This window comes from Pseudomonas sp. D4-21 (assembly GCF_051132125.1).
Lineage (GTDB): Bacteria > Pseudomonadota > Gammaproteobacteria > Pseudomonadales > Pseudomonadaceae > Aquipseudomonas.
Genome location: NZ_CP071664.1, coordinates 4752441 through 4766684, shown reverse-complemented (window position 1 = coordinate 4766684; position 14244 = coordinate 4752441). Strand labels below are relative to the sequence as shown.

Below are 14244 nucleotides of genomic sequence, written 5' to 3'. Positions count from 1 at the left end.
TCGCGAGCAGGCTCGCTCCCACAGACACGAGGCACAGCATGCAAATCAAACTCGCCAACCCCCGTGGCTTCTGCGCTGGCGTGGACCGGGCGATCGAAATCGTCAACCGCGCCCTGGAAGTCTTCGGGCCTCCGATCTACGTGCGCCATGAAGTGGTGCACAACAAGTTCGTCGTCGAGGACCTGCGCAGTCGCGGGGCCATTTTCGTCGAGGAACTGGACCAGGTGCCGGACGACGTCATCGTGATCTTCAGTGCCCACGGCGTTTCCCAGGCGGTGCGTACCGAAGCCGCCGGTCGCGGCCTGAAGGTGTTCGACGCCACATGCCCATTGGTCACCAAGGTTCACATCGAGGTGGCCCGCTACAGTCGTGACGGCCGTGAATGCATCCTGATCGGGCATGAGGGCCATCCGGAAGTTGAAGGCACCATGGGCCAGTATGACGCCAGCAACGGCGGCGCCATCTATCTGGTCGAGGACGAGGAAGACGTGGCGGCCTTGCAGGTGCGCAATCCTGAAAAGCTCGCTTTTGTCACCCAGACCACTCTGTCCATGGACGACACCAGTCGGGTGATCGATGCTTTGCGTTCGCGCTTTCCGGCTATCGGCGGACCGCGCAAGGATGACATCTGCTACGCGACCCAAAACCGTCAGGACGCGGTCAAGCAACTGGCCAACGAATGCGATGTGGTCCTGGTGGTCGGCAGCCCGAACAGCTCCAACTCCAATCGCTTGCGCGAACTGGCCGAGCGCATGTCCACCCCGGCCTACCTGATCGATGGTGCCGAAGACATGCAGCGCAGCTGGTTCGACGGCGTCGAGCGGATCGGCATCACCGCCGGCGCTTCCGCGCCGGAAGTCCTGGTACGTGGCGTAATCGAGCAGTTGCAGGCCTGGGGCGCCACCGGGGCTGACGAGCTGGCCGGTCGCGAGGAAAACATTACGTTTTCGATGCCGAAGGAACTGCGCGTCCGCTCCCTGCTTTAAGTCCTTTTGCGCACAGGGCCTGTTCGGCTTCGATACTTTCCAGACGGACGCGGCCGGAGGGCGCCAATATCACCTGGTGATGGCTGACCGGTTCGCGCTTGGCGCAGACATGCAGCGTGCCGGCCTGGAAAGAGCCATTGAGGTGCAGCGCTTCCCCCTGGCTGCCGAATCTCACCCTGCGTTTGACCGTCGAGTTGCCGATCACCCGAGCGTGTGCGCTGCGCTCCATCAGCAAGGTTTTCTCCTTGTTGTCCAGCGTGATCCGCCAGCCTTTGCCCCAATCGTTGTCTATTCCTTGTATCAGCACCCGGCGGTTGCGCGTGATGGCTTCGCTGCGGGCGCTGCGCAACCCGCTGAGCAGCAAATGCGCCGTGTCCTCGCGCTGCATGGATTCGATCAGCTCTTTGCAGCTTGTGCCGGCCCATGGCAGAACAATCGCGGCAATTGCCAGTCCCATGAGCAGTTCGAGCAGGCTGAAGCCTTGTTGGTACATGACGTCTCCTCCCTGGAGAGTATGAAGCGGCGCGATTGGCAGGAAGCATGTTGTGACGAGGGAGCAAGCTCCCTCGCCACAAGCGGTGGTTTGTTCTAGCGTGTAGAAGCAGGTATAGCCGACGGCAACGGAGGGCATCGATGGATCTTCGTACAAAAGGTTTCACGCTGATCGAGCTGCTGGTGGCCCTCGGTGTGCTGTTGATCCTGATCACCATGGCGGTGCCGTCGTTCACCGGGTCGCTGCAAAGCAGCAAGGCCGATACCGAGATCGGCGACTTGCGCCGTGCCTTGAACTTCGCGCGAATGGAAGCGATCAATCGTGGCATTACCACGCGAATTCGTCCCACCACGCAGGGTGGAGCCTGGAGTGGTGAGTTGACCGTGTATGACAGCACCGGCAATCCGGCCAATGTATTGCGGGTTGTTCCAGCGATGGGCAGCGGCGTGACTCTGACGCTAACCTCAGATGTGACCAGTATCGATTTCAACAACCTGGGCGGATTATCGGCACCGGCCACGCCGGTGAGTTTCAGTTACGTACGGGGGGCGCAGAGCAGGACGCTCAGTGTTTGCCTCAATGGACGAATTGTATTGGATGGAAGTTGCGGATGAAGGGTTGCAGTAGACGGGCACAGGAGGGCATGACGCTGATCGAGGTGCTGGTGGCGGTGCTGATCCTTGGCGTGGGCCTGTTGGGGGCGGCGATGGTCCAGCTCAATGCGCTCAAGTACACCGACAGCTCGCGCATGACCAGCCAGGCCAGCTTCATCGCCTACGACCTGATGGACCGTATCCGCGCCAATTCAGCCGCCGACTACACCATCACGCCGCCCAGCTCACCCAATCTCAGCGTGGCCCGGGACCAGGACTTGTACGACTTCAAGACCAACATCGTCGCCTTCGGCGGCGCCACGGCCACGGGCACTGTCGCGCTGAATCAGCGTGTCTACACCATCACTGTTTCCTGGGACGATGCCCGGGCCGCCAACACGACAAACACAGCGCAGGCCAGGCGTAGCTTCGTATTGACCAGCCGTGTCGCCGTCGACCCGGTGGCGACGCCACCATGAATAGAAGCAACCGGGGATTCGGCCTGATTGAATTGATGATCGCGCTGGTGATCAGCCTGGTCGTGGTGTTGGGCGTCGTGCAGATTTTCATCTCGGCCAAGAACACCTATGTCAGCCAGAACGCTGCGGCGGTGATGCAGGAGGACGCACGGTTTGCCTTGAGCAAGATGATCCAGGAGATTCGCATGGTGGGCATGTTTGGCTGCCTGGCGACCATCACCGATGCCTCTTCGAACAATGATTTCGCCGCCAGCCAGCTCACCCCGATTCGCTGGGACAACGCCAACCGAAGGTTGACCCTGGTGACGGCCGACATCGGCAACAGCGGCGGCACGCCGGCCTGGACGATCATTTCCGACTGCCGTAACACGGCGACCGCCTACACCGGGGCGCGACTACCGGCGAGCGGACAATTGGCTTTTCCGATTCGTCGTTTGATCTACGGTTTCAGCAACAATCAACTGCTCCTGGGCAGTGGCCGCGGCAACCCGACCATGGCGGTGCTGGTGGACAACGTGCGGGCGTTCGACGTGACCTTTGGCGTGGCCGACAGTGCGACGGATATCGCGGCCACCAACTACAGCGCCAACCCGACCGACCCGGCGCTGATTCGCAGCGTGCGCTTGACACTGACGCTGTTCGATCCGAGGAACAGCGTGCGCGACCAGACCTTCAACGTGGTTGCCGCCTTGCGCAACCGGCTGCCATGAGGGAGCGACCGATGACTTCGACAGGCCTCGGACATCGCCAGCGCGGCATGGCATTGCTGGTCAGCCTGGTTTTTTTGCTGCTATTGACGCTGATCGGCCTGTCGTCGATGCAGAGCGCCACGCTTCAGGAAAAAATGACCGGCAGCGTCATGCAGCGCAACCAGTCGTTCCAACTGGCCGAGGCTGCGCTGAGGGTGGGGGAAAGCGCTGTGCAGGTCGAGACGTATTCATTGCCGGTCTGTAGCACCCCGGCACAATGTGCTCCACCGGCCGAGTCGGCGACGGTGACAGGGGCTGGGCGTAATTCGTCGTCGGGGGTGCTCTGGGTGGCCGCCGCGGGCGGCTTTTATGGCGTGCAGAATATCGGCACGACCCTTGCGGCAGTCAACGTGCCGGTCAATACCTCGGCGACGTTGTATCGGATCACTGCGGTGGCTGTAGTGGGCAACAATCAGCGCAGCGTGGTGGAGAGCATCTATGCGAAGTATTAGGGCGCTGCTCGGTTCGTTGTGGGGGGCGTTGCTCAGCCTTTACCTGGCGGCGCCGGTCTATGGCTTCACGCCTTCGGAGTCGCCTCTGTTGAGCGCGGCGGCGGTGACGCCCAACGTGATGCTGCTGATCGATGATTCCGGGAGCATGAACAACATCATCTGGGCCGCCGGCTTTGATCCGGCGGCGACGCAGACGCGCACCTTTGCATGTAACTCCAGTAACAACTGCAACGACAGGTATGAGCTGGATCAGGACGATTCGAACATTCTGTTGGTGAGCCTGTTGCGGGGCGGCTGCTTGTCTGGCTGGTACGGCTTCTATCGGACCGGCATCGGGCGAATCTGCCTGCGACTGCCAGATCCGGTGGGCGGGGGTAATACCCGTTACGCGGGGAAGTACCTGGCCTATCTGGTAACCCTGGCCAACGGTGCCAGCCGGGACTTCACCACGGGGACGATTCCCAACGATTATCGCATCAACGTTGCACGGGATGTCTCGACCGACCTGGTCGCCAACAACCGCGCCCTGCGCATTGGCCTTGCCACCTTCAACCCGCCCAACAGCAGCAACTCCGGCCCGGGCGGCTACATTGCCCGGGCCATCAGCGATCTTTCTTCAGTCAGTGGCAGCGTGACCCAGGCCCAGGCCAACAATAACTACAGCGCCTTGATCAACGCCATCAACGGCTTGGGCGCCGTTGCCAACACGCCTTTGGCCGAAAGTTATTACGAAGTCACCCGCTATTTCCGAGGCATGGCGCCGTATTACAACGGTACACCCAGCACCTATACCAGCCCGATCCAATACCGATGCCAGAAGAACTTTGGCGTGGTGATCACGGATGGCCTGCCCACCTATGACCGCACGTTTCCAACCAACGACCCCCTAGGGGGCAACCGCTTGCCGAACTGGGATGGCATCAGTGCCAACGATGGTGCCAGCTCCAGCGGCGATGCGGAGGGCGACACGCTTTATCTGGATGACATCGCCAAGTTCGCCTTCGACATTGACATGCGCACCACAGGCACCGATGTCACGGGCAAGAGCTGGGATGGGGCCGAGTTTCGCCGGCAGTACCTCAACACTTATACCGTAGGGTTTGCCGTTACTAACCAGATGCTTTCCGACGCCGCTCGCTATGGTGCGGGCAAATATTATCCGGCCACCGACAGCGAGGGCTTGAACTCGGCGCTGTCATCGGCCCTCAGCGACATCACCTCCAAGGCCGGTTCGGGAGGCGGCGGCATCAGCAATGGCGCCACGCTCTCAAGCACCTCCAGTTACTACCAGACCACCTATGACCCCAGGGATTGGCGCGGGACCATCAAGGCGTTCGGTTTCAACTCCACCGGGACGGTCAACACGGCGGCGGTTCAATGGACCACCGACACCGCTATCGTGCCCGGCGCGACGGCGCCGATCTATCAGTCCTGGAACACCGCCACCAACGTGCCGGTACCCCTGGCCTACGGGAACTTCTCCCCGGCTCAGCAGACCAGCCTGAGCCAGGGCCTGCCTACAGGGGTCACCGGAAACGATTTGGTGGAATGGAGCAAGGGCATCAACAAGACCGGGCTGAAAGCGCGCAGCGCCTTGCTCGGGGACATCATCAATTCACCGCTGCTGCTGGCTTCGCCCAACGACCAGACCGCCTCCGACCTGGTGAATGACACCAGCTACAGCGCCTACCTGACGACCAAGGCGGCGAACATGAACGCCAGCCTGGTGGTGAACGCCAACGATGGTTTCTTCAGCGTCATCAACAGTACGAACGGCACCCGGCGTTACGCTTACATGCCATCGAGCGTCCTCCCGTCGTTGCAGCTCATCGCCGACCCCAGCTACGTCAACGGCGTAAGCCACAAATTCCTGGTGGATGGGCAGCTCGGCGTTTTTGATGCACAACTGGGCTCCGTCTGGAAAACCCTTGCCCTGGGCGGAACCGGCGCGGGTGGCCGGGCGTTTTATGCGGTGCAACTGTTCGATGCATCGGCGGGCAACGCGATTCGGGCGTTGTGGGAAATCAGCGCGCCGACGGTCGCCAACACAGCGCACCCCTTCAATGACCTGGGCTACGCCTACGCACGCCCCGAAGTGGCGCGGTTGGCGGATGGCCGTTGGGCCGCGTTTATCTCCAATGGTTACGGCAGCAACACCGGTGTGGCCGCGCTGTACGTGGTGGATATTCGCGACGGTTCGCTGATCCGGAAAATCATCGTCAACAGCAGCGAAACCAATAACGGGCTGTCGTCGGTCAAGCTTCGGGTCAATTCCCAGAATGTGGTTCAGGCCGCCTATGGCGGTGACCTGAGAGGGCGGATGTGGAAGTTCGACCTCAGTGGTACCTCACCGAACACCTGGGGCCTGGCATTCGCCGGTCAGCCATTGTTCACCGCCCCCGGCGGGACGACCCAGCCGATTACCGCCCAACCTTTGCTGGCGGAAAACCCCCAGGGCGGCATTCAGGTGTTTTTCGGCACGGGCAAATTCAACGAGTCCGTGGACAAGCTCAACAAGGATCTGCAGGGGTTCTATTCAATCTGGGACGCCACTGGCGGCACGGGGCAGATCACCGTCTCGAGCCTGCAAGCCCAGTCAATCACGGGTATCTTTTCCGGCGCTACGGGGCAGTTCATAACGACCAGCGAGACCGACGTGGCCTATCCCACGAAGAAAGGCTGGTATCTGCCGCTGACATACAACAATGCGGTCACCGGCGAGCGTGTCATCAATCCGGCCAACCTGGTACTTGGTCGCGTTGTTTTCACCACGGCCGCCGTGGACACCACCGACCCATGCGCCAGCTTCGGTACCGGCAAATTGATCGAAGTGGATGCGTTCAACGGTAAGATGCTCAACTATGCGGTACTCGATACCAATAACGATGGTTCGCTCAACAGCCTCGACACGATTTCCGCCGGCGTGGTGTTCACGGGCGGGATCCCGACCCTAAGCGCGGTGGTCAGTGCCAACGGGGCTACTAATATGATCGTGAACGACTCCGGTGGTGGTATCACCGATCTGCTGGGCAAAGCCGTCGGCGGCAGCCGCCGCATCATGTGGCGACAAATACAGTGAGAGGCAAGGCATGCACAGATCCAACCGAGGTTTTACCTTGATCGAAATCATGATTGTCATCGCGATCATCGGTATCGTGATAACCATCGGCTACCCGAGTCTGACCGAATACATTAAAAAGGCCCGGCGTACCGAGATTGCCTCGCTGCTGTCGGAGCAGGCGCAGATCCTCGAGCGTCACTACTCGAAGAACAACGTCTATTCCAACGCGACCGGCCTGAGCACTGGGAATGACTTCTACACCATTATCCCTACGACCTTGACGGACCAGACCTTCACGTTGACGGCCGCGCGCAGGAGCGGCTCGTCCATGGCCGCGGACAAGTGCGGTGATTTCACGATCAACAACACGGGCAAGCGGGACATCGCGAACGCCGCTGCCGGGGTGACCGTCAAGGACTGTTGGGGCCGCTGAGTTTTCTATTGATGGGCGCGGCGTTGCGCCCTTTGTCTAATGAGTCGAAACAGAACATGACCAGGCAACAGCAAGTGGTGATCGTCGGCGGTGGGGTGATTGGCCTGCTGACCGCATTCAATCTGGCCTGCGAGGGGCAGCGCGTCGTGCTGCTGGATCGCTCCGGCGTTGGGCAGGAGTCATCCTGGGCGGGTGGCGGTATCGTTTCGCCGTTGTACCCGTGGCGTTATAGCCCGGCGGTCACCGCGCTGGCCCATTGGTCACAGGATTTTTATCCACAGCTGGGCGAGCGCTTGTTTGCCGCCACCGGGATTGATCCACAGGTGCATGTCACCGGGCTGTATTGGCTGGACCTCGATGACCAGGACGAAGCGCTGGCCTGGGCCGAGCGGGAAGGGCGTCCGTTGCGCGCCGTGGATATCTCGGCGGTTCACGACGCCGTGCCGGTGCTGGGCTCAGGGTTTTCCCGGGCGATCTACATGGCCGACGTGGCTAACGTGCGTAATCCCCGGCTGGTGAAATCCCTCAAGGCCGCGTTGGCAGCGCTGCCCAACGTCACGCTCCATGAGTACTGCGAAGTCCGGGGATTCATACGCGACGGTGAGCGCGTGGTGGGAGTGGACAGCTCGGCTGGAGCGATTCGCGGCGATCAAGTGGTATTGGCGGCTGGCGCCTGGAGTGGCGAGCTGCTCAAGACATTGGGCTTGAAGTTACCGGTCGAACCGGTGAAGGGGCAGATGATCCTGTACAAATGCGCGGAGGATTTTTTGTCGAGCATGGTCCTGGCCAAGGGGCGCTACGCGATTCCACGTCGTGATGGGCACATCTTGGTTGGCAGTACGCTGGAGCGTGAGGGCTTTGACAAGACGCCGACCGATGCCGCGCTGGAGAGCCTCAAGGCTTCGGCGGTGGCGCTTATTCCTGAGCTTGCCGATGCCGAGGTGGTTGGGCACTGGGCGGGGTTGCGGCCTGGGTCGCCGAAAGGGATTCCCTATATTGGCGAAGTGCCAGGGTTTGCGGGGCTTTGGTTGAACTGTGGGCATTATCGCAATGGGCTGGTGCTGGCGCCGGCTTCGTGTCGGTTGTTTGTGGATTTGATGTTGGGGCGCGAGCCGGTGGTTGATCCTGTGCCTTATGCGCCGGCTGGGCGGTTGTAGTTGTGGTGGTGTACATATCCGTTGCTGCGGTAACGGCCGCTGGCGGTTCCGCCCTTACGGCGGCTCACTTTTTTTCAGACGCCAAAAAAAGTAAGCAAAAAAGGCTTCGCCCCACCACTCGGCACCTCGCCTAGGCTCGGTGTGCCCTCACTCCGGCATTGCTCCGTGGGCCGCCGCGAAGGGCCATCCATGGCCCGGCGCGGCTATCCCGGCATCCATGCCGGGATGCCCACTGCTCAACGCCTGCGTTCGGCCAGCGTGGTTAACGGGGCGTTCCAGATCAAGATCAAGATCCAAAGCAAGAGCAAGAGCAAGAGCAAGAGCAAAGCGAGGCGGCCTTTTAGCCGACTTGGTTCAATTGAGGGAGCGAGCCTGCTCGCGAAGACGGCGGCACATTCAGCGTTGATGCAAGCTGACCCACCGCCATCGCGAGCAAGCCCGCTCCCACAGGGGGGGCTACGAATCTGTAAACTTTCCGAGCTAATGTTGGCCCGTCCGCTGTTGCTGTTGCTGTTGCTGTTGCTATTGCTGTTGCTGTTGCTGTTGCTCTGCTTTTGATTTTGATCTATACGCCCCGTTAAACCACGCTGGCCGAACGCAGGCATTGTGTAGTGGGCATCCCGGCATGGATGCCGGGATAGCCGCGCTGGGCCATGGATGGCCCTTCGCGGCGGGCCCACGGAGCAATGCCGGAGTGAGGGAACATCTCGCCTAGGCGAGGTGCCGAGTGGTGGGGCAAGCCTTTTTGGTTACTTTTTTGGCGTTTGAAAAAAAGTGACCCGCCGTAAGGGCGGAACCGCCAGCAGCCGTTACCGCAGAAACGGATATACACACCAGCGATGGAGGCCTAAACAACCGGCCAAAATTTGTGGGAGTGGTCGGACAGCGTCCTCAATCAAGCCGAATTATCCGACAAGGTCTGGCGGTTGCCGGATGGGAAGAACTCTCGCTAACCTATTCCCGTCGCTGCCAATTCAGCGTCCGGGCGTCGCGGCCCGCTAACTTGGTAATCCATTCCTCTTTGGAGTACCGCAATGTATGACAAGCCTTCTTCACCTTCAGAAAACAATAAAGCCTCTCCTGACGCCAGCCTTAACCCAGAAGGGCTCGATGAAGCCACCAAGCGCACCATCGACAAATCGCCCTGGGCGTACAGCAACTGATTGAACTGGGTGAATTGGTCGCCAATCGAGTGCTGGACGAGCAGGTACCGGTGACCGGGCGGTAGACGGCGCCTCTGCGGTAATCACAACCCATGTGGCGAGGGAGCTTGCTCCCGCTGGGCAGCGCAGCAGCCCCAACAGCAACGACTCGGTCCGCCTGATACAGCGAGGTGCCAGATTAGGGCTGCGTTGCAGCCCAGCGGGAGCAAGCTCCCTCGCCACGGGATGAGCATGAACCCCAAGCTTTGAGCTAATCCAACCCCAACTTCTTCAACCGATATCGCATCGACCGAAACGACAACTTCAATCGTTGTGCCGCCGCCGTGCGATTCCAGCGGGTTTCCTCCAGCGCCTGGAGGATGACCTTGCGTTCAACGTCTTCGAGGTAGTCTTCCAGGTTGTCGACCCGCACCAGGTCGGCATTGGCCACGTCGCCACCCGCGTAGCTCTCGGCAAGGCGCAGGTCATCGGCCTCGATCTGATGGTGTTCGCAAAGGGTATAGGCCCTTTCCAGCATGTTTTCCAATTCCCGCACGTTGCCCGGAAAACGATAGTTGCGCAGAGCCTCGAGTGCTTGTGGGTGCAGCTTCGCCACAGGGTTGCCAGTGCTGGCGGCCAGGCGCTGGAGCATGTGGTTGGCCAGCGGTTCGATGTCTTCACGGCGTTCGCGCAGGGGCGGGACGCGCAGTTCGATGACGTTCAGTCGGTAGTACAAATCCTGGCGAAAGCGCCCGGCGGCGACTTCAGCGTCCAGGTCTTTATGGGTGGCACAGAGGATTCGTACGTCCACCACTTCTTCCTGCTGGCCTCCGACGGCGCGAACGGCTTTCTCCTGGATGGCGCGCAAGAGTTTGACCTGCATCGCCAGCGGCAGGTCGGCCACTTCATCGAGGAACAGCGTTCCGCCGTGCGCGGCCTGGAACAGTCCGGGTTTGTCTTCGATGGCGCCGGTAAAGCTGCCTTTTCGATGGCCGAAAAACTCGCTTTCCATTAGCTCATTGGGAATCGCCCCACAATTGACAGGCACGAAGTGCTGACTGGCACGGGGCCCTTGCTCGTGGATCAGGCGGGCGACCAGTTCCTTGCCGCAACCCGATTCGCCGCTGATGTACACCGGCGCCTGGCTGCGGGCCAGTTTTTCGATGTGCTTGCGCACGCTGCGCATCGGTGGCGAGTCGCCCAATAGACAGCGTTCGACGGTGGCGGCGGGCGGGATGCCGGCTGAAAGGCGCAGGGCGCTGCCGACCAGTTCCCGCAGGCGAGTCAGGTCCACGGGCTTGGTCAGGAAATCGAAGGCGCCGGCCTTGAGGGCGTCGATGGCGACGTCCAGGCTGCCGTAGGCGGTGATCATCGCCACGGGCAGTTGGGGATAACGTTGCTGGATATGTTTCACAAGTTCCAGGCCGGTGCCATCGGGCAGGCGCATGTCGGTCAGGCACAGGTCGAAGGCTTCGCCCGCCAGGGCGGATTGCGCCTCGGCCAGGTTCTTGGCGCTGCGGGTGTCGAGTTTCATCCTTCCCAGGGTCATTTCCAGGAGTTCGCGGATGTCCGGCTCGTCATCGACGACCAGGATTCGTTGCCGTGAGCGTGTATTCAAATCTGTTTCCGTCCGTGAGCAAAGGTGATGCGAAAGCAGCCGCCGCCTTGGCGTGGTTTGAAGTCTAGGCGGGCCTGGTTGCTTTCGCACAGCTCACGGGACAGATAGAGCCCAAGGCCAGTGCCCTGGTTGCTGGTGGTGAAGAACGGTTCGAACAGGTGTGTCTGCTGGTCAGGTGTCACGCCGGGGCCGTTGTCGCGGATGTCCAGTGTCGCCAGTTGACTGCGGGGATCGATGAATAGCTCCAGCCACGCCTCGGCCTGTTCATGGGCCATTGCGCTGTGGCGCCAGGCGTTGCGCAGCAGGTTATCCAGCACCTGGGCCAGCTGGCCGGGGTCCATCAGGGTGATGTAGTCGCCTGGAGCGATGTCCAGGTGCAACTGTTGGTGTTGCGCGGCGCTTTCCCTGGCCTGTTGGACGAATTGCTCCAACCAGGTGCGTAGATCCAGGCGTTGGGGCGCGGTTTGCTGGCGGCGTGACAGCTGCAGGACATTCTCGATGACGCGATTCATACGTTGGGAGTGATCTTGAATAATCTGCGTCAGACGCCGGTCCGCGTCGTTCAGTTCCTCGGACTCGCGCAGCAATTGCGCAGCGTGGCTGATCGCTCCCAGCGGGTTGCGGATTTCATGGGCGATACCGGCGGTGAGGCGACCGAGGGAAGCCAACTTCAGTTGCTGGGCGTGTTGGGCCACCTGGGCCAGATCTTCGAGAAATACCAGGATCTGCTGCTGATCCTGCGATCCCAGGGCGATAAAGCTTGGCTGCAACGTCAGGCCGCTGCCGCTGATGGTCAGGCTTTGCGGCCGCAGGCTGGGGTTGTTCAGCCATAGTTGCAGTCGTTCGACCAGGGCGCTCGATGAATCGTCGATTCGCTGGCCGATCAGGTCATGCATGCCCAGCAGGTTCAAGGCGCTTTCATTGGCCAGTTGGACCCTGCGTTGACGATCCAGGACCAGGATGCCGGTGCGCATGCGTTGCAGGATCAATGCGTTGAGCGCTTCGAGGCTGAGCACTTCGCTTGCCCTTTGCTCGGCGAGGATCTCGCTCGCTTCCAGTCGTCGGGTCAGGCGCTGCACGAGCAACGCGGCGGCAAAGCACAAGGCGCCCAGGGTGCCCGCCTGCAAATAACTGCTGGGCCGGCTCGAATCGCTGAGGCCGAGCACGAAAGTCGAGCCGACGATTCCGAGGGTGGCCACGGCGGCGAGCAGAAGGCCGATTCGGCCGCGCAGCAAGGTATTGCCGATCGCCACCGACACAATGATCAGGTTGCCGATGGCGCTGGGGGCGCCGCCCGCGACGAAGAACAGCCACGACAGCAGCAATATGTCGGTCAATGCCAGGCCAAACAGTCGCGCGGGGTGGCGAGTGTTCTCCAGGAACACTACCAGCAGGATGTTCAATATCAGGTATAACCAACTGCCACTGCGTAGCAGGTCGTCGTTGGCGAACTCCAGCAGGCGGTTGTCCATGTTGCTGGAGATCAACAGCACCAGGGTGATGCCGATGCTGAGGCGGTACAGGTGATAAAGGCGCAGCAGGCGCTGCGCCTGTTTGACGCGAGGGCGTTCGTCCTTAGCGATCACGAGTGCCCGGGCCTTGCTCGAGATGAGCCTGGCTGCAGTACCATTGTTGCTGGAGCTCCAGCGCCCGGTCCCGTGGCAAGTGAACGCCGCAATGGGCGCAGCGAACCATCGGCGGCGCGTCCTGCTCCCGGGGCGAGTTGGACGCGGAGGAGGCACCCTTGAACTTGCGCCACAGCCATATCGCGGCGGCAATCAGTACGATCCAGAACAATAGACGAAGCATGGTGGGCGACTTTTTGGCTAGAGATCAGGCAGTTTAGCCAAGGACAGGAACGGCGCACAGCGCAATAAAACCCAGGCACAAAAAAGGAGACTCGCGAGTCTCCTTTTTCATCGGGCCGTGTGTCAGTCGAACAGGCCGAAGGTCATGTAGCTGAACCAGGAGCGGTCGCTGGACTCGCTTTCAGGCTCTGGCTCTTCGATCACGTCGCCATTTTCATCCTTTGGCTTGAGCTCGTTCGGAATGGCTTCCTTGGCATCCTGGAACTGACGCTGTACGTCCTGGTTGGCGCGGGTTTCGCCCGGTGGCAGCGGAGGACGGGACTCGATCAGGCCAAGGGTCGCCTTGCTCAGCCACGAACGGTTGTCGGCTTCGTCGACGCGTGGGGTGAATTGGCCGTCGACCAGGGAAGGGTGGTCGGGGTAGTTCAGCTTCAGGGTTTCCAGGCTGGTGGCCGCAAGTTCGTCCAGGTGCAGGCGCTGGTAGGCTTCGGTCATCACCGCCAGGCCGTCGCCGACCGATGGGGTTTCCTGGAAGTTTTCCACCACGTATCGGCCACGGTTGGCGGCGGCGACGTAGGCCTGGCGAGTCAGGTAGTAATCAGCCACGTGGATTTCGTAGGACGCCAGCAGGTTGCGCAGGTAGATCATGCGCTGCTTGGCGTCGGGCGAATAACGGCTGTTGGGGAAGCGGCTGGTCAGCTGGGCGAACTCGTTGTAGGAGTCGCGCGCGGCGCCCGGGTCACGCTTGGTCATGTCCAGCGGCAGGAAGCGCGCCAGCAGTCCGACGTCCTGGTCGAAGGAGGTCAGGCCCTTGAGGTAGTAAGCGTAATCGACGTTCGGGTGCTGCGGGTGCAGACGAATGAAGCGCTCGGCGGCGGACTTTGCAGCTTCCGGCTCGGCGTTCTTGTAGTTGGCGTAGATCAGCTCCAACTGCGCCTGGTCGGCGTAGCGACCGAACGGATACCGCGACTCCAGCGCCTTCAGCTTGGCGGTGGCGCTGGTGTAGCTGTTGTTATCCAGGTCGTTCTGCGCCTGTTGGTACAGTTCGACTTCGCTCAGGTTTTCGTCTACGACTTCCTTCGACGAGCAAGCAGCAGTCAATGCGAGGATGGCGATCAGCAGCAGGTGTTTCACTTGCATGGCGGCTTGCGTCCCTATGACGGCCGCTGTCTTGGGCGGGGCCGTCCTGTTATGATGAGCGCCCCGTTGAAAGCCTCGGGGCAAAAGACGCCGTATTTAACCACAAGCGCGCAGCCGAAACCAAAGGCTGTGC

At 61.0% G+C, this 14244-nt stretch carries 16 protein-coding genes; 11 read left to right on the top strand and 5 right to left on the bottom strand.

The genetic code is table 11. The annotated features are described in order from the left end of the window. Window positions 1–38: 38 nt before the first annotated feature. Window positions 39–986 carry a 4-hydroxy-3-methylbut-2-enyl diphosphate reductase gene (ispH, locus tag J3Q04_RS21465; RefSeq protein WP_420767641.1) on the top strand — a complete coding sequence of 316 codons (948 nt, stop codon included), beginning with the start codon at window positions 39–41 and terminating at the stop codon, window positions 984–986. On the opposite strand, the gene J3Q04_RS21460 is transcribed toward ispH, so the two are convergent. Beyond that, window positions 940–1479, bottom strand: a complete 540-nt coding sequence (locus tag J3Q04_RS21460; protein ID WP_434611514.1) for a GspH/FimT family pseudopilin — start codon at window positions 1477–1479, stop codon at window positions 940–942. The two genes, ispH and J3Q04_RS21460, sit on opposite strands and share 47 nt — an antisense overlap. Before the next feature lie 140 nt (window positions 1480–1619). Between J3Q04_RS21460 and J3Q04_RS21455 the strand changes: the two genes are divergently transcribed. The 10 genes from J3Q04_RS21455 (at window position 1620) to J3Q04_RS21410 (ending at window position 9631) form a co-directional block, all read left to right on the top strand. Continuing rightward, entirely contained in the window at window positions 1620–2093 is a 474-nt protein-coding gene (locus J3Q04_RS21455) for a GspH/FimT family pseudopilin (protein WP_420767639.1), read from the top strand. Then, window positions 2090–2551: a type IV pilus modification protein PilV gene (gene pilV / locus J3Q04_RS21450; protein ID WP_434609489.1), complete on the top strand. Its 462-nt coding sequence runs from the start codon at window positions 2090–2092 to the stop codon at window positions 2549–2551. Before J3Q04_RS21455 ends, pilV begins: the two co-directional genes overlap by 4 nt. After that, window positions 2548–3261, top strand: a complete 714-nt coding sequence (locus J3Q04_RS21445; protein WP_420767637.1) for a PilW family protein — start codon at window positions 2548–2550, stop codon at window positions 3259–3261. The genes pilV and J3Q04_RS21445 overlap by 4 nt, the downstream gene beginning before the upstream one ends. Continuing rightward, window positions 3258–3752, top strand: a complete 495-nt coding sequence (locus J3Q04_RS21440; RefSeq protein WP_420767636.1) for a pilus assembly PilX family protein — start codon at window positions 3258–3260, stop codon at window positions 3750–3752. The genes J3Q04_RS21445 and J3Q04_RS21440 overlap by 4 nt, the downstream gene beginning before the upstream one ends. Continuing rightward, window positions 3739–6831, top strand: a complete 3093-nt coding sequence (locus tag J3Q04_RS21435) for a pilus assembly protein (protein ID WP_434609492.1) — start codon at window positions 3739–3741, stop codon at window positions 6829–6831. Before J3Q04_RS21440 ends, J3Q04_RS21435 begins: the two co-directional genes overlap by 14 nt. Before the next feature lie 10 nt (window positions 6832–6841). Then, complete coding sequence (locus J3Q04_RS21430; protein WP_420767634.1) at window positions 6842–7246, top strand: type IV pilin protein; 405 nt, start codon at window positions 6842–6844, stop codon at window positions 7244–7246. 56 nt (window positions 7247–7302) lie between these two features. After that, window positions 7303–8403 carry a glycine oxidase ThiO gene (gene thiO / locus J3Q04_RS21425; protein ID WP_434609494.1) on the top strand — a complete coding sequence of 367 codons (1101 nt, stop codon included), beginning with the start codon at window positions 7303–7305 and terminating at the stop codon, window positions 8401–8403. A gap of 189 nt (window positions 8404–8592) precedes the next feature. After that, window positions 8593–8961, top strand: a complete 369-nt coding sequence (locus tag J3Q04_RS21420; protein ID WP_434611705.1) for a hypothetical protein — start codon at window positions 8593–8595, stop codon at window positions 8959–8961. A gap of 476 nt (window positions 8962–9437) precedes the next feature. Beyond that, window positions 9438–9566: a hypothetical protein gene (locus J3Q04_RS21415; protein ID WP_434609496.1), complete on the top strand. Its 129-nt coding sequence runs from the start codon at window positions 9438–9440 to the stop codon at window positions 9564–9566. After that, a complete protein-coding gene (locus J3Q04_RS21410) occupies window positions 9542–9631 on the top strand; it encodes a DUF6124 family protein (protein ID WP_434635658.1) in 90 nt (29 codons plus the stop codon). Before J3Q04_RS21415 ends, J3Q04_RS21410 begins: the two co-directional genes overlap by 25 nt. Before the next feature lie 185 nt (window positions 9632–9816). Here the strand turns inward: J3Q04_RS21410 and J3Q04_RS21405 are convergent, their stop codons facing one another. The 4 genes from J3Q04_RS21405 to J3Q04_RS21390 form a co-directional block, all read right to left on the bottom strand. Beyond that, window positions 9817–11094 (bottom strand): sigma-54-dependent transcriptional regulator, encoded by a 1278-nt coding sequence (locus tag J3Q04_RS21405; protein ID WP_434611518.1) that lies wholly within the window; start codon window positions 11092–11094, stop codon window positions 9817–9819. A 65-nt stretch (window positions 11095–11159) separates the two neighbouring features. Next, window positions 11160–12749, bottom strand: coding sequence for a two-component system sensor histidine kinase NtrB (locus J3Q04_RS21400; protein WP_434562248.1), 1590 nt, complete (start codon window positions 12747–12749; stop codon window positions 11160–11162). Next, entirely contained in the window at window positions 12739–12972 is a 234-nt protein-coding gene (locus J3Q04_RS21395) for a PP0621 family protein (RefSeq protein WP_420767629.1), read from the bottom strand. Before J3Q04_RS21395 ends, J3Q04_RS21400 begins: the two co-directional genes overlap by 11 nt. A 122-nt stretch (window positions 12973–13094) precedes the next feature. Then, window positions 13095–14111, bottom strand: coding sequence for an outer membrane protein assembly factor BamD (locus J3Q04_RS21390; RefSeq protein ID WP_420767628.1), 1017 nt, complete (start codon window positions 14109–14111; stop codon window positions 13095–13097). Window positions 14112–14244: the final 133 nt, after the last annotated feature.

Coding starts and splice junctions, on each gene's coding strand:
- J3Q04_RS21440 (WP_420767636.1), top strand. CDS start 3,258: ATGAGGGAGCGACCGATGACTTCGACAGGCCTCGGACATCGCCAGCGC.
- thiO (WP_434609494.1), top strand. CDS start 7,303: ATGACCAGGCAACAGCAAGTGGTGATCGTCGGCGGTGGGGTGATTGGC.
- J3Q04_RS21445 (WP_420767637.1), top strand. CDS start 2,548: ATGAATAGAAGCAACCGGGGATTCGGCCTGATTGAATTGATGATCGCG.
- J3Q04_RS21395 (WP_420767629.1), bottom strand. CDS start 12,972: ATGCTTCGTCTATTGTTCTGGATCGTACTGATTGCCGCCGCGATATGG.
- J3Q04_RS21430 (WP_420767634.1), top strand. CDS start 6,842: ATGCACAGATCCAACCGAGGTTTTACCTTGATCGAAATCATGATTGTC.
- ispH (WP_420767641.1), top strand. CDS start 39: ATGCAAATCAAACTCGCCAACCCCCGTGGCTTCTGCGCTGGCGTGGAC.
- J3Q04_RS21405 (WP_434611518.1), bottom strand. CDS start 11,094: ATGACCCTGGGAAGGATGAAACTCGACACCCGCAGCGCCAAGAACCTG.
- J3Q04_RS21460 (WP_434611514.1), bottom strand. CDS start 1,479: ATGTACCAACAAGGCTTCAGCCTGCTCGAACTGCTCATGGGACTGGCA.
- J3Q04_RS21420 (WP_434611705.1), top strand. CDS start 8,593: ATGGCCCGGCGCGGCTATCCCGGCATCCATGCCGGGATGCCCACTGCT.
- J3Q04_RS21435 (WP_434609492.1), top strand. CDS start 3,739: ATGCGAAGTATTAGGGCGCTGCTCGGTTCGTTGTGGGGGGCGTTGCTC.
- pilV (WP_434609489.1), top strand. CDS start 2,090: ATGAAGGGTTGCAGTAGACGGGCACAGGAGGGCATGACGCTGATCGAG.
- J3Q04_RS21415 (WP_434609496.1), top strand. CDS start 9,438: ATGTATGACAAGCCTTCTTCACCTTCAGAAAACAATAAAGCCTCTCCT.
- J3Q04_RS21455 (WP_420767639.1), top strand. CDS start 1,620: ATGGATCTTCGTACAAAAGGTTTCACGCTGATCGAGCTGCTGGTGGCC.
- J3Q04_RS21390 (WP_420767628.1), bottom strand. CDS start 14,111: ATGCAAGTGAAACACCTGCTGCTGATCGCCATCCTCGCATTGACTGCT.